This window comes from Streptomyces gobitricini, assembly GCF_039532985.1.
GTDB classification, from domain to species: domain Bacteria; phylum Actinomycetota; class Actinomycetes; order Streptomycetales; family Streptomycetaceae; genus Streptomyces; species Streptomyces gobitricini.
In genome coordinates this window covers 485,382-504,742 of record NZ_BAAASR010000002.1, presented here as the reverse complement: position 1 = coordinate 504,742, position 19,361 = coordinate 485,382, and the positions used below count along the sequence as shown (strand labels likewise).

Genomic DNA, 19,361 nt, shown 5'->3' with positions numbered 1-19,361 from the left:
CGGCGGAAGTGCCCGCGCAGCGCGACCGGCGAGCGGAAGCCGCAGCGGCCCGCCACCTCGTCGACCGAGTAGTCGGACGTCTCCAGCAGCCGCTGGGCCTGGAGCACCCGCTGGGTGATCAGCCACTGGAGCGGGGCGGACCCCGTCAGTGAGCGGAAGCGGCGGTCGAACGTCCGCCGGCTCATGTACGCCCTCGCCGCCAGCGTCTCCACGTCGAACTGCTCATGGAGGTGCTCCAGCGCCCAGGCGACCACCTCGGCGAGCGGGTCGGCCCCGATCTCCTCCGGCAGCGACCGGTCCAGGTACCGCTCCTGCCCACCGCTGCGCCGGGGCGGCACGACGAGCCGGCGGGCGAGTGCCCCGGCCGCTTCCGTGCCGTGGTCCGTGCGCACGATGTGCAGACAGAGGTCGATCCCGGCCGCCGTTCCGGCGGAGGTCAGCACGTCGCCGTCGTCGACGAACAGCTCCTGCGGGTCCACGTGGACCGACGGGTAACGCTTGGCGAGTGTCGGCGCGTACATCCAGTGCGTGGTGGCGGGCCGCCCGTCCAGTAAGCCGGCGGCGGCCAGTACGAACGCGCCGGTGCACAGGCCGACGATGCGGGCGCCCTCCTCGTGCGCCCGGCGCAGCGCGTCGAGCGCCTCGGCCGGTGGCGGCGAGGTGATCGACCGCCAGGCCGGTACGACGACGGTGCCGGCCCGGCTGATGGCTTCCAGGCCGTACGGCGCGCTGAGTTCGAGCCCGCCGGTGGTCCGCAGCGGTCCGTCCTCGCCCGCGCAGACGAGCAGCCTGTATCGCGGAACCCCGGCGTCCTGGCGGTCAATCCCGAACACCGAGAGTGGGATGGAACTCTCGAAGATGGGGCCGCCGCTGAACAGCAGTACTGCGACGACCTCGCGGCGGCGCCGTCCGGACAGTTTCCGTCCGGTCTCCGGTGCGGCGGAGTCCTGGCTCATGACGCTAAGCCCCCCTCGGTGTTCGCGTCTCCTAGGTCCTGTCGCTCCTGCACGTTTCCCCTCGGTTTTGCACGAGTCCCCAGTCTTCGATAGTCATGATCGAATCTACTGCGTCCCGTGGCGCCGGAGTGACAAGTTCCGCATCCGGCACTAAGTCGACAAGGCAACTTGGCGCGAAGCATTCGATCACGAAGCGTTCCACTCGCGGGCCCCGCAGGGAAGGCCGCCTCACGCGCATGGCCCATCCGCGTAGGGTGCGAGCGGCCGCCGCGGTCCTTTCTCGCCTGGTGACAAGGGGGTTGGCAGGCCATTTCGGCAAGGAATGGCCACCCGACCGAAGTTGGCCGAAAACATACGGGCGCGTCTGTGCGAACACGTCAGTCCCGGGGTGTGCACCCCACGCCGTGACGGCCCCCGCGGTGCGCCCCGGGCCCCGGTCGCGAGTGCCGGCCCGCGCGGTGCGGGACGGTTTGGCGCCGGTCCTCCTCGGCCACCCGCTCGGATCGGCGCAGCAGGACCCGGCAGGCGGCGGTCACGGCGGCCAGTCCCACCGCCGTGCCGGCCGCGCCGCCGAAGGACGTGCCGTAGACCAGGAGGACCACGGGGACCAGGGCACAGCTGAAGGCTGCCCAGCGCACCACGTCGCTCGCCGACTCGGACGCGGACGACGGGGCGGGGGCGGGCGGGTGTGCGGGCACGGAGGCTCCCTTGGGCTGTGGACCGCGGACTGGGGACTGCGGTATGACCGGTCGGACCGAGTGGCCAACGACGACCGGCCGCCCCGGTCACTGCCCCGCGCCCCCGGACGGACGGGGGTGGCGGGGGCGCCGGGGGTACGCCTTCGGGCGGTCCGTGATCCTGGCCGGAGCGCCGGTGATAGTACCGGTCGGTCGGCATGGTTCCGGCCATTGCTACGCAGCGTGACGAAGGGCGGCCGCGGGCGCCCCGCCGGGCGTCGAGTCCGGCCGGGCGGTGCCCTTCCCGGCCGGTCGGCGAACCGCCGGCGCGGCGATCCGGACCGCCCGTACGCCCCCGGGGCCCTCGCCACCGGCCCTCGTCGTGCGCCGCGCCGGCCCGGGCCCCGCGCGCGTGCGGCGCGTCGGCCCCGGGGGGCGCCGAACCTGGTGCATCGGCCCTGGGCGGGGCGCCGGCCCCGGGGGCGCCGAACCTGGTGCATCGGCCCTGGGCGGGGCGCCGATCCCGGCCGGTCGGCTCCCGGAGGGCGTGGGGACCGGGTGGTACCTGATGCCGTCGTGTCGGCCCCGGCGGGGCGCCGATCCCGGGCGCGTCGGCCCCGGGTGCGGGCGTCAGGGCCACCGAGCGGGGCGTGCACGGCCCCAGGAGGGGGTGTCGGCCCGGCGTGTTCACCGGCCTCCGGGGCGGGCGGCCCCGGACGGGTGGGCGTCCCGGTGTGGTCACCGGCCCCCGGGGCGGGCGGCCCGGCGGGGCGGCGGCGGACGGCTGTAAGGGGCATCCGGCATTGCCATACGGCACGGGCTCGTGCATGCTCCCTGGAACGCCGTGTGGCCGCCGCGGCAGGGTGGCGGGCACTGGGCAGTGGAGGAGTGTCGCCGTACCCTTGGGGGTATGGGGTTGGGAAGATGATTCCCGGACAGAGCTCCGCCGCCAACCGATGTACCCCTGCTCCTTCCCACGAGGACGTTCTTCGCCGAGACACCGATGGCCGGTCACGAAATCCCTGAACCCGCGGACCGCAGGCAAGTCGCCGACTCCCCGGTCGACCCCCTCGCGGCGGACCAGACACGCCACTCCTGCGACCCCGCCTTCCAGCACGGGGTGGTCGTCGGATTCGACGGCTCGACCTCCAGCGAGCGAGCGCTCGCGTACGCCATCGGCATGGCCCGCCGTTCCGGCTCCGGTCTGATCATCGTGCATGTGGCGAACCGGCTGCCCACCACCGTCTGGGCCGGCTGCGAGCCGCCCGTCTTCGTCGACGTACCGGATCACCGCACCGAGGTGCTCGGGCTGGAGCTGGCCTGCGCCGACTACCTCTCCGAGGTGCCGTGGATCCTGGTCGAGCGCGGCGGCGACATCTGCCACGAGCTGGAGGAGGTCGGCCGGGAGTACTCGGCCGACGCCATCGTCGTCGGCTCCACGCACGGCATCGTCGGCCGCATCTTCGGCTCGGTCGCCGGACGGCTGGCGCGGCGCGCCCAGCGGCCGGTCGTCGTCATCCCGTAGCACGCGCCCTGGCCGCCGTCCCTCGGTGACGCGGCGTCACGTCCCGCTCCCGCAGGGGAGATCGGGCCGCTTCGACAGGTGCGTCGTGCGCTTGTGAAGGGTATATCCAGGTGGCTGGGAAACAGCGCGACCGCACCTGAGCACGGAGGGAGCCCGCTGTGGACGACGACGCCTCCGCGGGGAGTGCCGCTTCCGCTCTCGGCCGCCTCGCTCTCGGCCACCTCGCACTCGGTCCGACGCCGCCGGCGTTCGGTGCCGGCGGCACCGGTGTGCTCGGCAACGTCACGGCGTCCGACGCCGCCTCCCTCGCGACCCGGGCCGGCGGGGTCACCCTCTCCGTCTCCGGCGCCTCCGCGCTGCGCGCGACCGCGTCGCCCGCCACATGCCCCCAGCTCGGAGGACGCGCCGCGGACCGGGGTGTGACGGCCACCGGCTGAAGCGGCCACGAGGCCGGTGCGCGGGCGGCACCGGCCGTACGAAAGGGCGACCCCCGGCGCGTTGGTGGTACGCGCCGGGGGTCGTCGCCGCCTCCCCGCGCCCGAGCCGGCGCCGCTCTCGCGGACGTGGTCGCTCGGCGCGGGGGCTGCCCGGTTGTCGCCTCGGCCGTCAGTGGCGGCGCGAACTACTCGACCGTGACGGACTTCGCGAGGTTCCGCGGCTTGTCGATGTCCCGGCCCAGGGCCAGGGCCGTGTGGTAGGCCAGGAGCTGGAGCGGGATGCCCATGAGGATCGGGTCCAGCTCGTCCTCGTTCTTCGGGACGATGATCGTGTGGTCCGCCTTCTCCTGCTCCTGGTGCGCGACCGCGAGGATCCTGCCGCTGCGGGCCTTGATCTCCTCCATCGCGGCGCGGTTCTTCTCCAGCAGGGAGTCGTTCGGGACGATCGCGACGGTCGGCATGGCGGGCTCGATGAGCGCCAGCGGGCCGTGCTTGAGCTCGGAGGCCGGGTACGCCTCGGCGTGGATGTAGGAGATCTCCTTGAGCTTCAGGGAGGCCTCCAGGGCCACCGGGTAGCCCCGGACGCGGCCGATGAACATCATCGACTTGGCGTTCGCGTACTCGGCGGCGAGCTTCTTGATGTCCTCCTCGCTCTCGAGGATCTCCTGGATCTGACCGGGCAGCCTGCGCAGGCCCTCGATGATCCGCTTTCCGTCGGCGACCGACAGGTCACGGATCCGGCCCAGGTGCAGGGCGAGCAGCGCGAAGGCGACCACGGTGTTGGTGAAGCACTTGGTGGAGACGACGCAGACCTCGGGGCCCGCGTGGACGTACACGCCGCCGTCCGCCTCACGGGCGATGGCGGAGCCCACCACGTTCACGACGCCCAGGACGCGGGCGCCCTTGCGCTTGAGCTCCTGGACGGCGGCCAGCACGTCGTAGGTCTCACCGGACTGCGACACGGCGATGTACAGGGTGTCGGGGTCCACGACCGGGTTGCGGTAGCGGAACTCGGAGGCCGGCTCGGAGTCGGCCGGGATCCGGGCCAGCCCCTCGATCAGCGAGGCGCCGATCAGGCCGGCGTGGTAGGAGGTGCCACAGCCGAGGATCTTCACCCGGCGGATGCCGCGGGCCTCGCGGGCGTCCAGGTTCAGGCCGCCGAGGTGCACGGTGGAGAACTTCTCGTCGATGCGGCCGCGCAGGACGCGGTCCACGGCGTCGGCCTGCTCGGAGATCTCCTTGTGCATGTACGTGTCGTGGCCGCCCATGTCGTAGGAGGCTGCCTCCCACTCCACGGTCTCGGGCGTGGCGGTGGTCAGCGTCCCCGAGGTGGTGTACGTACGGAACTCGTCGGCCTTCAGGGTGGCCATCTCGCCGTCGTCGAGGGTGACGATCTGACGGGTGTGGGCGATCAGCGCGGCGATGTCGGAGGCGACGAGCATCTCCTTCTCGCCGATGCCGAGGACGACCGGCGAGCCGTTGCGCGCGACGACGATGCGGTCGTTGAAGTCGGCGTGCATGACGGCGATGCCGTACGTGCCCTCGACGACCTTGAGCGCCTCGCGGACCTTCTCCTCCAGCGTCTCGGCCTGGGAGCGGGCGATCAGGTGGGTGAGGACCTCGGTGTCGGTCTCCGAGGCGAACACCACGCCGTCCGCCTCGAGCTTCGCGCGCAGCTCGGCGGCGTTGTCGACGATGCCGTTGTGGACGACCGCGACCTTGTTCTCGGGGTCCATGTGCGGGTGGGAGTTGACGTCGCTCGGGGCGCCGTGCGTGGCCCAGCGGGTGTGGGCGATGCCGGTGGTGCCGGTGAAGCGCTTGGGGACGCGGGCCTCCAGGTCACGGACCCGGCCCTTGGCCTTGACCATCTTCAGGCCGCTGGACTTCGGGCTGGTGATGACCATGCCCGCCGAGTCGTACCCCCGGTACTCCAGCCGCGCCAGACCCTCCAGCAGCAGCGGAGCCACGTCGCGCTTACCGATGTAACCGACGATTCCGCACATAAAGTGTTGCCCCTCCGAAATGATTGCGGGTGTGTGCTCAGCCGTAGACGATGCGGCGCAGCTGCCGGAGCGAGAGCTCCGGTGGCGCCACGGCGCGGTGCGGCAGTTCGGCCGCGATCCGCTCGAAGATCGTGGCGTTGACCTCGCCGCCGGACTGCAGTTCGCGGTGGCGGCGGCGGACGAACTCCTCCGTCGTCTCGTCGAAGTACGCCAGCACGTCGAGCACCACCCGGGCGGCCTCACCGCGCTGGAGCGCGGTGCTGCGGACCAGGTGGTCGATGAGGTCGTCGTGCGACGGGCGGTGTTCGAGCACTCGTAGATATTGGAGGACGGGCATGCGGATGGCAACATTCCTGCCCGGTATCGGGCAGGGGTGGGTCCGTTTTGCTTACAGTTGCTGGAGAACTGCCTGTTTTCGTGGTGGTGAACTCGTGGCCGGTGAGGACCCCCGTCCGGTGCGGCTCGCCCGGCTCCCGCAGCAGCCGCGGCAGGGCGTCCGGGTGCGGCCGTACCGTGATCGAGGGAGTCCGGAAGTGGTCTACACCTTGACCGGTCCTGGGGTGCACGGTACGCATGGTGACCGTCCGGTTGCACGGCCACAGTCGCGACGCCCGTCGAAGGGACCGCTTGTGAGACAGCGCAGCACGTTCCCCCGCCTCCGCCTGCTCGGTTCACTGCTGCTCGTCGTGGTGGCCGGGGCCGCCGGCACCGGAGCCGCCCCCGGCGGGACCGCCGCCCCGCCCGCCGCGCGGCCACTCGGCGACATCGTGCCGGCACCCGCCTCCGTACGCCCCGGCGGCAGCCCCTACACCCTGACCGCCCGCACCCGGATCCGCGTGGACGGCGACGCGCGCGAGGCCCGCCGCATCGGGACCTACCTCGCGGAGGTGCTCCGGCCCTCCACCGGGTACGCCCTGCCGGTCACCGGCGACGGCGGCACCGGCGGCATCCGGCTGCGGCTCAGCGGCCGCGAGACGGCGCTCGGCGAAGAGGGCTACCGGCTGGAATCGGGGCCGGGGGGCGTCACCATCACCGCCCGCGAGCCGGCCGGGCTCTTCCACGGCGTCCAGACGCTGCGCCAGCAACTGCCGGCCTCCGTGGAGAAGGACACCCGGCAGCCCGGCCCCTGGAAGGTCGCCGGCGGCACGATCACCGACACTCCCCGCTACGCCTACCGGGGCGCGATGCTCGACGTGTCCCGGCACTTCTTCACCGTCGAACAGGTCAAGCGCTACATCGACCAGATGGCGCTCTACAAGATCAACAAGCTGCACCTGCACCTCAGCGACGACCAGGGCTGGCGCATCGCGATCGACTCCTGGCCGCGCCTGGCCACCCACGGCGGCTCCACCCAGGTCGGCGGCGGCCCGGGCGGCCACTACACCAAGGCCCAGTACCGCGACATCGTCGCGTACGCCGCCTCCCGCCACCTCGAGGTCGTACCCGAGATCGACATGCCCGGCCACACCAACGCCGCGCTGGCCTCGTACGCCGAGCTCAACTGCGACGGCGTCGCCCCGTCCCTCTACACGGGCACCGAGGTCGGCTTCAGCAGCCTGTGCGTGGCCAAGGACATCACGTACGACTTCGTCGACGACGTCATCCGTGAGCTCGCCGCGCTCACCCCCGGCCGGTATCTCCACATCGGCGGTGACGAGGCGCACTCCACCCGCCACGAGGACTACGTCGCCTTCATGGACCGGGCGCAGGCGACCGTGGCGAAGTACGGCAAGACGGTCGTCGGATGGCACCAGCTCGCCGGCGCGAACCCGGCGAAGGGCGCGCTCGTCCAGTACTGGGGCCTGGACCGCACCGGCGACGCCGAGAAGGCACGGGTGGCGGAGGCCGCGCGGAACGGCACCGGCCTGATCCTGTCGCCCGCCGACCGGCTCTACCTCGACATGAAGTACACCAAGGACACCCCGCTCGGCCTGTCCTGGGCCGGATACGTCGAGGTGCGGCGGTCCTACGACTGGGACCCCGGCACCTACTTGCCGGGCGCCCCCGCGAGCGCCGTCAGGGGTGTCGAGGCACCGCTGTGGACCGAGACCATCTCCTCCGGCGCGCACATCGACCGGATGGCCTTCCCCCGGCTGCTGAGCGCGGCGGAGCTGGGCTGGTCCCCGGCCGCGTCCCACGACTGGGAGGGCTACCGGCAGCGGCTCGCGGGGCAGGGGCCGCGCCTGGAGGCGCTGGGCGTGGACTTCCACCGGTCGCCGCAGGTGCCCTGGCGGACCGGGTGAAACAGCCGGGGCGCCGGACGGAGGACCGTACTCCGTTCAGCGCCCCGGCCGGCCCGTGACTTACGCGAAACGCGCGATCGGGTTCACCAGCGTGCCCACGAACTGCAGCGCGCCGGAGGGGTCCGCCAGGTCCACCATCTGCTTGTTGTTGCGCAGCTGGAGGCGGTTGAGGCACGAGAGCGTGAACTCGTCGGCGAACATGTCGTACTGCGCGAACTTGTCCGCCAGCTCCGGCTTCGCCTCCTGGTACGCCTTCACGCACTCGGCGACCGTCCGCCAGAAGTCGTCCTCGCCCACCACGCCCTCGGCGGCGAGGGTCGCGCCCAGGAAGCGGAAGAAGCAGTCGAAGACGTCCGTGAACACGGACAGCAGTTTCGCGTCCTCCGGGACGTCGGCCCTGATCCGCTCGACCGCCGGCGGCAGCACCGCGTCGGGGTCCATCACCACGATCTCCTCGGCGATGTCCTTGAAGATCGCACGCTGGACCGTGCCGTCCTCGATCACCAGGATCACGTTCTCGCCGTGCGGCATCCAGGCGAGGTCGTAGGCGTAGAAGGTGTGCAGGATCGGCAGCAGGTACGCGTCCAGGTAGCGGCGCAGCCACTCGGTGGGCGCGAGCCCCGACTCGGCGATCAGCGCGCCCGCGAACGACGCGCCCTCGTCGTCGGTGTGCAGCAGCGACGCCATGGTGGCCAGGCGCTGCCCGTCCTCGACGGTCGGCACCGGGCTCTCCCGCCACAGCGCGGCGAGCATCTTGCGGTACGGGGAGTACCGGTCGGTCGCGGCCTCGTACTCGAGGTGGCGGTAGCCGACCGCGGCGCGCTCGCGGATGATCGAGAAGCGGGCCGCCTTCAGGACGTCGTCGTTCTCGATGACGCCGGCCAGCCAGTCGTTGATGGCCGGGGTCGCCTCCATGTACGCGGCGGACAGGCCGCGCATGAAGCCCATGTTGAGGACCGAGATGGCCGTCTTGACGTAGTGCTTGGCCGGGTCGTTCGTGTTGAAGAACGTACGGATCGACTGCTGGGCCAGGTACCGGTCGTCACCCTCGCCGAGGAGGACCAGGCGCCGCTGGGCGATCTCGGCGGCGAAGGTGACGGACAGCTTGTTCCACCACTGCCAGGGGTGGACGGGCACGAGGAGGTAGTCGGCGAAGTCCAGGCCCTGGTCGGCGAGGGTCCTGGCGAAGCCGTCGACGGCCGCGTCACCGAGCTCGGCGCGGACGAACGTCTCGTAGTCGATGCCCGCGCCGGCCGTGAAGGTGGTGCGGTCGCGGTGGGCGGCCAGCCAGATCAGCTGGACGGGGTTCGCGGCCTCCGGCGCGTAGGCGTGGTACTCGTCGATGCCGAAGCCCAGGCGCCCGTTGTTGGCGACGAAGCAGGGGTGGCCCTCGGTCATGCCCGTCTCGACGGCCTGGAAGTCGGCCTTCGCCAGCTCGGCGGCGGTGACCCGCGGCTTGGCCGACTTGTAGGCCGTGCCGGAGAGGGTGGAGGAGATCTCCTCCAGGTAGACCGGGAGGATCTCGTCGCTCAGACCGAGGGAACCGCGCAGTTCGATGATGAACCGCAGCGCGTCCAGCGGGAGCTCCTCGGCGCCCCGGTGGCGGCTGATGGAGCCGGCGTCGACCTGCCAGTGGTCGAGGGCGTACCGGTCGGCGGCGAAGCGGTACTCGATGGTGCCGTCGTCGCTGAGGACCCGGTACCGGTCGTCGCCCAGGGGCTCCGGCGTCAGGAGCCGCTCGTGGGTGAACTCGGCGAGGCCCTTGCGGACGAGCAGGCGGTTGGCGTGTGCCCAGCGCTCGGGGGTGAGGTGCGCGACGGGGTTCATCGGGCGGCCCCCACGGCGGCCTGGAACCGTTCCCGGGTGCAGAAACTCAGGTAGGCGTCCTTCTCCGGCTTGGCTATCTTCTCGGCTATCTCGAAGCCGACGGCCTCGTTGAGCGCGTGGACGGCCTTGTTGCGCACGTCGGGCTCGACGACGACCCGCTCGGTCGCCGGGTCGCGGAACAGCTCCGCCATCACGGCGGTGATCACGGCGCGGGTGAAGCCGTGGACGGGGGCGTCGGTCGGGGCGACCAGGAAGTGCATGCCGACGTCGCCGGGCCGGGCCTCGTACAGGCCCACCAGCTCGACCTCCGACGGGTCGTAGCGCTCCATCAGGAACGCGGGCTCGCCGTCGTGCAGGCCGATGAAGGCGTGGTGGTGCTCGTTGGCCGCGATGGCCATGTACTCGCGCTCGACGTCCGCGACGGTGTGGTTCTGCATCATCCAGAACCCGGCCTTCGGGTGGGTGACCCAGCCGTGGACGAGCTCGCCGTCCGTGAGGGGGTCGAGCGGGCGGAAGGTGAACGTCCCGAGGGACAGGGTGGTGCTCATACGGCGAACTCCTGGAACGCGATGGACTTCTCGACGGGGTAGTACTCGGAGCCCAGCAGCTCGCCGATGATGTACGCGTTGCGGTAGGCGCCCATGCCCAGGTCGGGGCTGGTGATCGAGTGGGTGTGCACGCCGGCGTTCTGCAGGAAGATGCCGCGGCCGGTCGTGTCGATGGAGTAGTTGCGGGCGACGTCGAAGCGGCCCCGGCCGTCCCAGCGGATCCGGTCCTTGACCGGGTTCAGGAACTCGGGCGTGACGTACTTGTAGCCGGTGGCGAGGATCAGGCCCTCGGTCTCGATCTCGAAGTCCTTGTCCTGTTCCTCCTGGCGCAGTCCCAGCGTGTACGTGCCGTCCTGGTACGTCGCGGAGTTCAGCGACGAGTTGGTGAGCAGGCGCGTGGGGACCGGACCGCCGAGGTTCTTCTGGTAAAGCAGGTCGAAGATGGCGTCGATCAGCTCGCCGTCGATGCCCTTGAACAGCCCCTTCTGCTGCGACTCCAGGCGGTAGCGGGTGGCCTCGGGGAGCGCGTGGAAGTAGTCCACGTACTCCGGCGAGGTCATCTCCAGCGTGAGCTTGGTGTACTCCAGCGGGAAGAAGCGCGGGGAGCGGGTGACCCAGTTCAGCCGGTAGCCGTGGACGTCGATCTCGCCGAGCAGGTCGTAGTAGATCTCGGCGGCGCTCTGGCCGCTGCCCACGAGGGTGATCGACTTCTTCTTCTGAAGCGCTTCCTTGTGGGGGAGGTAGCGGGAGTTGTGGATGAAGTCGCCCTCCAGGCCCCGGCAGGCGTCCGGGATGTACGGCGGGGTGCCGGTGCCCAGGACGAGGTGACGGGCGCGGAACGTCTCACCGGTGGTGGTGCGCACCGCGTACAGCTCCTCCCCGGCGTCGTACTCGACGGTCTCGACCGTGGTGGAGAAGCGGATGCTGCTCAGCTTGCCGGCGGCCCAGCGGCAGTAGTCGTTGTACTCGGTCCGCAGGGGGTAGAAGTTCTCGCGGATGTAGAACGAGTAGAGCCGGCCGTTCTCCTTGAGGTACTGGAGGAAGGAGTACGGCGACGTCGGGTCGGCGAGGGTGACGAGGTCCGACATGAACGGCGTCTGCAGGTGGGCACCTTCGAGGAACATCCCGGAGTGCCACTCGAAAGCGGGCTTGGACTCCAGGAAGACGCCGTTGAGCTCGTCGATCGGCTCGGTGAGGCAGGCGAGGCCGAGGTTGAACGGACCCAGTCCGATACCGATGAAGTCAAGAGGCGTGGACAAGGTTCTCTCCAAGGTACTGCTCGGCGTGGCCGGCGATCAGGTCGAGGACGGCGGTGATGTCGTGCACGGTCGTCTCGGGGTTGAGCAGGGTGAACTTGAGGTACTGGCGGCCGTCGACCTTCGTGCCGGCGACGACCGCCTCGCCCGACGCGAACAGCGCCTTGCGGGCGTGGAGGTTGGCGCGGTCGATCTCGGCGGGCGAGGTGACGGCGGCGGGGATGTAGCGGAAGACGAGGGTGGACAGGGACGGCTGGACGACCACGTCGTAGCGGGGGTCGGCGGCGAGTACGTCCCAGCCGGCGGAGGCCAGGTCGCACACCTCGTCGAAGAGCTCGCCGACGCCGTCGGCGCCCATGACGCGCAGCGTCATCCACAGCTTGAGCGCGTCGAAGCGGCGGGTGGTCTGGAGCGACTTGTCGACCTGGTTCGGGATCCGCTCCTCCACCGTGCGCCGGGGGTTGAGGTAGTCCGCGTGGTAGGTGGCGTGGCGCAGCGTGGCGCCGTCGCGGACCAGCACGGCCGACGAACTGACCGGCTGGAAGAAGGACTTGTGGTAGTCGACGGTGACCGAGTCGGCGCGCTCGATGCCGTCGAGGAGGTGACGGCGGGTGGGGGAGGCGAGCAGGCCGCAGCCGTAGGCGGCGTCGACGTGCATCCAGGCGCCGTACTGGGCGGCGAGTTCGGCGATCTCGGGGAGCGGGTCGATGGAGCCGAAGTCGGTGGTGCCGGCGGTGGCGACGATCGCCATCGGCGTCAGGCCCTGGGCGGCGCACAGCTCCAGTTCGGCGGCGAGGGCGACGGACTGCATCCGCTTGTCGCGGTCGGTGGGGATCGCGATGACCGACTGCGGGGGCAGGCCGAGGAGTTTGGCCGACTTCTGGACGCTGAAGTGGCTGCACTCGGAGGAGAAGACGCGCAGTTTCGCCAGGTCGTCCGTCTTGGCCTCCTCGCGGGCCAGCAGCAGCGCCTGGAGGTTGGACTGTGTGCCACCGCTGGTGAAGACGCCGTCGGCGGCCGGGCCGAGGCCGATGCGGCCGGTGGTCCAGTCGATCAGTTTGCGCTCGATGAGGGTGCCGCCGGCGCTCTGGTCCCAGGTGTCCAGCGAGGAGTTGACGGCCGAGAGGACCGCCTCGCCGAGGACGGCGGGGATGACGACCGGGCAGTTGAGGTGGCCCAGGTAGCGCGGGTGGTGGAAGTAGACGGCGTCGCGGAGGTAGACCTGCTCGAGCTCGTCGAGGGCGGCGGAGGCGTCGCCGAGCGGCCTGTCGAGGTCGACGGCCGAGACGAGCGGCGCCAGTTCGTCGGGGGTGACGCCGGTGAACGGCCGTCGGGTGGAGGCGAGCCGGCTCGCCACCCGCTCGACTCCTTCGGTGACGGAACGCCGGTACTGCTCGGCGGTTGCGTCATTGAGCAGGTGCGAGCGCATGCGATTGTCCTCCCGGGTACGGGGACTCGAACGGCCCTCAGGGGACAGGAGGGGGTTGAGGAGCCGTGGCGTAAGTAAGGTTAGCCTAACCTAATTTGAATCTGCAACAGCACCCGGGGTCCCACCGGCCCCTTGGGGCCCGGCAGTTGCGCCGCCTCGCCCCGCCCCGCCCCCGGGAGCCGGTGGCGGCGGCGCGGCTGCTCGCGGACGTCCGGACGGCCCCGTGGCGCGGTGCCACGGGGCCGTCCGGAACAGGTGCCCGCCAGGTCCGGCGCCCGGGACCGGTGAGCCGTGCCGGTCTAGGGCTCGTCGTCGGTCGCTTCCGGGGCCTCCCGGAGCGCGTCCTCGCTCAGGCCCCTGCGCCAGTAGCCGACGAACGTCACCCGCCGGCGGTCGATCCCGCGCTCGTTCACCAGGTGGCGGCGGAGCGCCCTGACCGACCCGGCCTCGCCCGCGATCCAGGCGTACGGAGCCGTGCCGGAGAGCTCGGCGGCGCGTACGGCGTCGACGGCGGCGGGGGCGCCCTCCTCCCGGACCAGCCAGGTGACGGTCACGTCCGCGCCGGTCCGCAGCTCCAGCCGGTCGGCCGCGTACGGGACTTCCAGCCACACCCGGGCCCTCGTCCCGGCCGGCAGGGACTCCAGGATCGACGAGGCGGCGGGCAGCGCCGTCTCGTCACCCCAGATCAGCACCTCGTCCGCGTCCTGCGGCAACCGGAAGCGCACCCCCGTGTTGTCGGTGACGGCCGGGCCGAGGACGACCACCCGGTCGCCCTGCGAGGCCTGCGCGGCCCAGCGGCACGCCGGGCCGCCGTCCTCGTGGAGGGCGAAGTCGATGTCGACCTCCTCCGGGTCCCGGCGCTGCTCCCGCACGGTGTACGAGCGCATCACCGCCCGCACCTCGTCCGGCATGGCCCGCCACGCGCCGAGCGCGCCGTACAGGTCCCCGTCCACCACGGGCGGCATGACCGGCTCGGGCTGGCCCGGGTGCGGCAGGAACAGCGACAGACTCTGGTCGAGGCCGCCGGAGGCGAAGGCCTTCAGCTCATCGCCGGTGGCCCCGGTGAAGGTGACGCGGACCAGCGACGGGCCGAGTCGCCGCGTCCGCACCACCTTCAGGCCGAAGAAAGCGAACGGGGCCGCGGGCGCGGCGGACGCGGCGGTCGTCATCGGGTCAGGCCACCTTCTTGGCGTTCTCGATCGCCTTGGCCAGGTCCTCCAGGAGGACGGCGCACTTGTCGTAGGAGTAGATCGGCTCGGTGAAGCGCGGGATCACCTGACCGGCCTTGACGGCGGGCAGCCGGGCCCAGGTCGGCTTGGACTTCAGGTCCGCCGGCTGGATGGCCTGGCTGCGGTTGTCCATCATGACGATGTCGGCCGGGTACTTGTCGAGGTTCTCCCAGCTGAGCTCCTCGAAGTAGCCCTGGGCGTTCACCTTCGGCTTCACGAACTTCACGCCCAGCTCCTCGAAGTACGCGGTGTCCGCGGACATCTTGGCGAGCGAGACGTAGAACAGCTCCGGGCTGGCCGAACCGATCAGGACGCGGATCTCCGGCCGCGCCTTGGCGGCGGCGCGCAGCTGGGCGGCGGCCTTCTCGAAGCGGGCCTTGGCGTCGACCGTCTTCTTGTCCTTCAGGTCCGCGCCCAGCGACTCGGCCAGCTCCGCGTGGCGCTGCAGCGCCTTCGGCATGGTGGTGTTGGCGGCCCACAGGGCGACCGTCGGGGCCAGCTTGACGATCTTGTCGTGGGACTGCGGCGGGAGGTACCACAGGACGTCCTTGTCCCACATCGCCGAGACCAGCAGCTCGGGCTCGAGCTTGAGGTACTCCTCGATGTTGAACGTACCCCAGACGTTGCCGAGGTTCTTCACCTTGGTGACGTCGAGGTCACCGGCCTGGATGTCCGGCTTGTCCTTGCCGGTCTTCGGGTCCTTGACGGTCGTCGGGCCGAAAACGCCCTTGACCTCGATGCCGTAGTCGTGAAGCGCGGCAGCCGTGCCGATGAAGGCGACGATGTTCTTCGGGGTGGACTTCAGCTCGACCGTCTTGTTGCGGTCGTCGGTGAACTTCCAGGGGCCGGACTTCTCGGCGGCCTTGGAAGAAGCCTTGTCGTCTTTTCCGCCTCCGCACGCGACGAGCGCGGCGCCCAGCCCGAGGGCGCCGCCCGCGGCGAGCAGACCGCGGCGGGTGAGATGGGTGGCTCGGGCGTTGCTGGACATGGCGGAGTCGCTTTCGTACGGCCGTATTCGGCCACCGGGCAAGTTCGAAGGTAGGTTAGCCTAACCTCACGCCTTGTCCAGAGGGTGGCCCGGTGTGCGATGGACCACGGTGCGCCGGGGGACCGGACACGGCACAGCCGCCGCCGAAGGACGGCGGCGGCCCCGGGAGACGCCGTCGGTCAGCCGGTCAGACCCAACTCCCGCGCGATCAGCATCCGCTGGACCTCGCTCGTGCCCTCGCCGATCTCCAGGATCTTGGAGTCGCGCCACATCCTGGCCACCGGATACTCGTTCATGAAGCCGTAGCCACCGTGGATCTGGGTCGCCTCACGCGCGTTGTCGACGGCGACCGTCGACGAGTACAGCTTCGCCACCGCCGCCTCCTTCTTGAAGGGCTCACCGCTCACCAGGCGGGACGCCGCGTCGCGCCACCCGATCCGGGCCATGTGCGCCCGCGTCTCCATGTCGGCGATCTTGAACTGGATGGCCTGGTTGGCGCCGATCGGCCGGCCGAACGCCTGCCGCTCCCTGGCGTACTTCACCGACTCGTCCACACACCCCTGTGCCAGGCCCGTCGCGAGCGCCGAGATGGCGATGCGGCCCTCGTCGAGGATGCGCAGGAACTGGGCGTACCCGCGCCCCTCCTCGCCCAGCAGGTTCGACACCGGCACCCGGACGTCGGAGAAGGACAGCTCACGGGTGTCCGAGGCGTTCCAGCCCACCTTCGAGTAGGGCGCGGCGACCGTGAAGCCGGGAGTGCCGGACGGCACGATGATGGACGAGATCAGGGGCTTGCCCTCGGGGGTGCGGCCGGTGACCGCCGTGACCGTGACCAGGCCCGTGATGTCCGTACCGGAGTTGGTGATGAAGCACTTGGAGCCGTTGATGACCCACTCGTCACCGTCCCGCACGGCCGTGGTGCGGGTACCGCCCGCGTCCGAGCCCGCGCCCGGCTCCGTCAGCCCGAACGCGCCCAGGATCTCCCCGCCGCACATGCGCGGCAGCCACTGGCGCTTCTGCTCCTCGGTGCCGAAGCGGTAGACCGGCATCGCGCCGAGCGAGACGCCCGCCTCCAGGGTGATGGCCACGGACGAGTCCACGCGGGCCAGCTCCTCCAGGGCGATGCCGAGGGCCAGGTAGTCACCGCCCATGCCGCCGTACTCCTCCGGGAAGGGCAGACCGAACAGTCCCATTTGCCCCATCTCGCGGACGATCTCGTACGGGAACTCATGGCGCTCGTAGAAGTCGCCGATCTTCGGGGCGACGACCTCGTGGGCGAACTCCTCCACGGTACGGCGCAGTTCCTCGTGTTCCGGGGAGAGCCGGTGGTCCAGGGGCATGACTCAGGACTCCTTGTGGGAGGCCGCGCCGCCGAGGGCGCGGACGGTGCGGGAGGGGCTGGGACGGCCCAGCTGTCCGGCCAGCCACACGCTTGTGGCGGTGAGCCGGCCGAGGTCGACCCCGGTCTCGATGCCGAGGCCGTGGAGCATCCACACGAGGTCTTCGGTGGCGAGGTTGCCGGTGGCGGACTTGGCGTACGGACAGCCGCCCAGGCCACCGGCGGAGGCGTCGACCGTGGTGACGCCGTGCTGGAGGGCGGCGAGGGTGTTGGCGAGCGCCTGGCCGTAGGTGTCGTGGAAGTGCACGGCCAGCGTGTCCGTGGGCACGCCCGCCTCGTTCAGGGCGGTGAGGAGCCGGGTCACATGGCCGGGGGTGGCCACGCCGATGGTGTCGCCCAGGCTCAGTTCGTCGCAGCCCATGTCCTTCAGGCGGCGGCAGACGGCGACGACCTGGCCGACCGGGACGGGCCCCTCCCAGGGGTCGCCGAAGCACATGGACAGGTAGCCGCGCACGGTGAGGCCGTGTTCGACGGCGCGGGTGACGACGGGGGCGAACATGGCGAGCGCCTCGTCGACGGTGCGGTTCAGGTTGGCCTTCGCGAACGACTCGGTGGCGCTGGCGAACACGGCCACCTCGCGCGCCCCGAGCGCCAGCGCCCGGTCCAGCCCCCGCTCGTTCGGTACCAGGACCGGAAGTCCGACCGGTATGTCACGCACCATCGGGAAAAGCTTCTCCGCGTCGGCGAGCTGGGGCACCCACTTGGGGTGGACGAAGCTGGTCGCCTCGATGGTGCTCAGTCCGGCGCCGGCCAGGCGCCGGATGAACTCGGCCTTCACCTCGGTGGGGACGACGCCCTGCTCGTTCTGGAGGCCGTCGCGCGCGCCGACCTCGTGGATCCGCACCCGGGCGGGCAGGCCGTCCGCGGGCACGGTCATGGGCAGACCGGTGGGTGCGGTGGTCATCGCTCCTCCTTGGAGGCCACCACGGCCAGCACCTGGTCCATGGCGACGGTGGTGCCGGGCGTGACGTCCAGCTCGGTGACGGTGCCGTCGTGCGGGGCGGCGATGACGTGCTCCATCTTCATGGCCTCGACGACGACCAGGCCCTGCCCGGCCGTCACCTCGTCCCCGACGGCCACCTTCACGACGGTGACCGTCCCCGGCATGGGCGCGGTGAGCGAGTCGGCTCCGCCGTGCGCGGTCCGGCTGAGCGACGCCTCCACGGGGTCGTGGTCCAGGACGTTCCAGCTGTCGCCGTCCCGGCCGAGCCATGTCCCGGCGCGGTGGAAGGTGTGGGTGACGCCGTCCAGGGTGACGGTGACGCGCTCGCCGGTCACGCGCGCGTGGCCCCGGGTGCGGTGGGCGACGGGTTCCTGGCCCGGTACGCGCAGCCAGTGCGTCAGAGGTGCCGGTTCGCCGCCGAGCCGCCACCCGCTGGGCACCGAGAACGGGTCCGTCCAGCCGCCGGCGTCCGGCCGGGGCCGCAGCGCCTCCTCCCGTACCGCCGCGGCGGCCTCGTACACCTCCTCCGGCACGCCCCCGGGGACCAGGCCGTCCACGTCCCGCTCCACCAGGCCCGTGTCCAGGTCGCCCGAGACGACGTCCGGGTGGGCGAGGAGGCGGCGCAGGAAACCGGCGTTCGTCGGGACGCCGAGGGTGACCGTGCCGGCGAGGGCCGCCCGGAGCCTGCGCAGCGCGGTCGGGCGGTCGGGCGCGTGGACGATGACCTTCGCCAGCATCGGGTCGTAGAGGCTGGAGACCTCGGTGCCCTCGCTCAGGCCCGAGTCGGTCCGCACCCCGTCGCCCGCCGGCTCGGCCAGTGCGAGGACCGTGCCGCCCGACGGCAGGAAGCCCCGGGAGGGGTCCTCCGCGCAGAGGCGGGCCTCGATGGAGTGGCCGGTGAGGGTGATGTCGTCCTGGGTGAACCCGAGGGGCTCCCCGGCGGCCACCCGCAGCTGCCACTCCACCAGGTCCACCCCCGTGATCAGCTCGGTGACCGGGTGCTCGACCTGGAGCCGGGTGTTCATCTCCATGAAGTAGTAGGCGGAAGGGTCACCGCCCGGGACGATGAACTCCACCGTCCCCGCGCCCCGGTAGCCGCACGAGCGGGCCGCCTGCACGGCCGCCTCACCCATCGCCGCGCGGGTCTTCTCGTCCAGCAGGACGGACGGGGCCTCCTCGATGATCTTCTGGTGGCGGCGCTGGAGGGAACACTCGCGCTCGCCGAGGTGGACGACGTTGCCGTGGCCGTCCGCAAGGACCTGGATCTCGATGTGCCGGGGCCGGTCGATCCACCGCTCCACCAGCAGCGTGTCGTCGCCGAACGACGCCCGCGCCTCGCGCCGGGCGGCGGCGATCTCCTCCAGCAGGGCCGACTCGACCCGGGTGAGGCGCATGCCCTTCCCGCCGCCGCCCGCCGAGGGCTTCAGCAGCACCGGCATGCCGATCTCCCGGGCCGCCGACGCCAGTTCATCGTCGCTCAGCCCGCTCCCCGAGGAGCCGGGCACCACCGGCACACCGGCCGCCTCCACCGTCTCCTTGGCGCGGATCTTGTCGCCCATGAGGGCGATCGCGGAGGCCGGCGGCCCGATGAACACCAGGCCCGCGTCCTCGCACGCCTGAGCGAAGGCGGCGTTCTCGGCCAGGAAGCCGTACCCCGGGTGGACCGCCTGGGCGCCGGTCCGTTCGGCCGCCTCCAGCAGCCGGTCCACCCGCAGGTAGCTCTCGGTGGCGGCCGGCGGCCCGATCCGTACCGCCGTGTCCGCCTCCCGTACGTGGCGGGCGTCGGCGTCCGCGTCGCTGAAGACGGCGACCGAGCGGATGCCGAGGGCCCGCAGCGTACGGATGACGCGGACCGCGATCTCGCCCCGGTTGGCGACAAGAACAGTCGTGAACATCAGTCC

At 71.4% G+C, this 19,361-nt stretch carries 16 protein-coding genes; 3 read left to right on the top strand and 13 right to left on the bottom strand.

Annotated elements, in window-relative coordinates; translation table 11 throughout:
- Both ABD347_RS03150 and ABD347_RS03145 read right to left on the bottom strand, forming a co-directional pair.
- Positions 1–956, bottom strand: a 956-nt coding sequence (locus ABD347_RS03150) for a helix-turn-helix domain-containing protein (protein WP_344356027.1), incomplete at its 3' end; no start/stop codon positions are given.
- A 377-nt stretch (positions 957–1,333) separates the two neighbouring features.
- Entirely contained in the window at positions 1,334–1,654 is a 321-nt protein-coding gene (locus tag ABD347_RS03145) for a hypothetical protein (RefSeq protein ID WP_344356025.1), read from the bottom strand.
- A 982-nt stretch (positions 1,655–2,636) separates the two neighbouring features.
- Here ABD347_RS03145 and ABD347_RS03140 point away from each other — a divergent pair.
- Positions 2,637–3,158: a universal stress protein gene (locus ABD347_RS03140; RefSeq protein WP_344356023.1), complete on the top strand. Its 522-nt coding sequence runs from the start codon at positions 2,637–2,639 to the stop codon at positions 3,156–3,158.
- A gap of 158 nt (positions 3,159–3,316) precedes the next feature.
- Positions 3,317–3,595, top strand: coding sequence for a hypothetical protein (locus tag ABD347_RS03135; RefSeq protein ID WP_344356021.1), 279 nt, complete (start codon positions 3,317–3,319; stop codon positions 3,593–3,595).
- Positions 3,596–3,780: 185 nt separating this feature from the next.
- Here ABD347_RS03135 and glmS read toward each other — a convergent pair whose 3' ends face one another.
- Positions 3,781–5,598, bottom strand: coding sequence for a glutamine--fructose-6-phosphate transaminase (isomerizing) (gene glmS / locus ABD347_RS03130; protein ID WP_344356019.1), 1,818 nt, complete (start codon positions 5,596–5,598; stop codon positions 3,781–3,783).
- Between the two features lie 37 nt (positions 5,599–5,635).
- The gene (locus ABD347_RS03125; RefSeq protein WP_064069380.1) at positions 5,636–5,911 is read right to left on the bottom strand and encodes a hypothetical protein; all 276 of its coding nucleotides are present in this window, start codon (positions 5,909–5,911) and stop codon (positions 5,636–5,638) included.
- A 316-nt stretch (positions 5,912–6,227) separates the two neighbouring features.
- Between ABD347_RS03125 and ABD347_RS03120 the strand changes: the two genes are divergently transcribed.
- The gene (locus ABD347_RS03120) at positions 6,228–7,841 is read left to right on the top strand and encodes a beta-N-acetylhexosaminidase (RefSeq protein ID WP_344356016.1); all 1,614 of its coding nucleotides are present in this window, start codon (positions 6,228–6,230) and stop codon (positions 7,839–7,841) included.
- 60 nt (positions 7,842–7,901) lie between these two features.
- On the opposite strand, the gene ABD347_RS03115 is transcribed toward ABD347_RS03120, so the two are convergent.
- From ABD347_RS03115 to ABD347_RS03075, 9 genes are all read right to left on the bottom strand, one after another.
- Positions 7,902–9,668: an IucA/IucC family protein gene (locus ABD347_RS03115; RefSeq protein ID WP_344356014.1), complete on the bottom strand. Its 1,767-nt coding sequence runs from the start codon at positions 9,666–9,668 to the stop codon at positions 7,902–7,904.
- Positions 9,665–10,216, bottom strand: a complete 552-nt coding sequence (locus ABD347_RS03110) for a GNAT family N-acetyltransferase (protein WP_344356013.1) — start codon at positions 10,214–10,216, stop codon at positions 9,665–9,667. The genes ABD347_RS03115 and ABD347_RS03110 overlap by 4 nt, the downstream gene beginning before the upstream one ends.
- A complete protein-coding gene (locus ABD347_RS03105) occupies positions 10,213–11,475 on the bottom strand; it encodes a lysine N(6)-hydroxylase/L-ornithine N(5)-oxygenase family protein (protein ID WP_344356012.1) in 1,263 nt (420 codons plus the stop codon). The genes ABD347_RS03110 and ABD347_RS03105 overlap by 4 nt, the downstream gene beginning before the upstream one ends.
- On the bottom strand, positions 11,459–12,901 hold the full coding sequence (locus ABD347_RS03100) for a pyridoxal phosphate-dependent decarboxylase family protein (protein ID WP_344356010.1): 1,443 nt from the start codon (positions 12,899–12,901) through the stop codon (positions 11,459–11,461). The genes ABD347_RS03105 and ABD347_RS03100 overlap by 17 nt, the downstream gene beginning before the upstream one ends.
- A 299-nt stretch (positions 12,902–13,200) precedes the next feature.
- Entirely contained in the window at positions 13,201–14,070 is an 870-nt protein-coding gene (locus ABD347_RS03095) for a siderophore-interacting protein (RefSeq protein ID WP_344356008.1), read from the bottom strand.
- A gap of 4 nt (positions 14,071–14,074) precedes the next feature.
- Positions 14,075–15,118 carry an ABC transporter substrate-binding protein gene (locus ABD347_RS03090; RefSeq protein ID WP_344356006.1) on the bottom strand — a complete coding sequence of 348 codons (1,044 nt, stop codon included), beginning with the start codon at positions 15,116–15,118 and terminating at the stop codon, positions 14,075–14,077.
- Positions 15,119–15,297: 179 nt separating this feature from the next.
- Positions 15,298–16,458 carry an acyl-CoA dehydrogenase family protein gene (locus ABD347_RS03085; RefSeq protein WP_344356004.1) on the bottom strand — a complete coding sequence of 387 codons (1,161 nt, stop codon included), beginning with the start codon at positions 16,456–16,458 and terminating at the stop codon, positions 15,298–15,300.
- A gap of 3 nt (positions 16,459–16,461) precedes the next feature.
- Entirely contained in the window at positions 16,462–17,421 is a 960-nt protein-coding gene (locus ABD347_RS03080) for a hydroxymethylglutaryl-CoA lyase (protein ID WP_344356002.1), read from the bottom strand.
- Positions 17,418–19,355, bottom strand: a complete 1,938-nt coding sequence (locus ABD347_RS03075; RefSeq protein WP_344356000.1) for an acetyl-CoA carboxylase biotin carboxylase subunit — start codon at positions 19,353–19,355, stop codon at positions 17,418–17,420. The genes ABD347_RS03080 and ABD347_RS03075 overlap by 4 nt, the downstream gene beginning before the upstream one ends.
- Positions 19,356–19,361 lie beyond the last annotated feature (6 nt).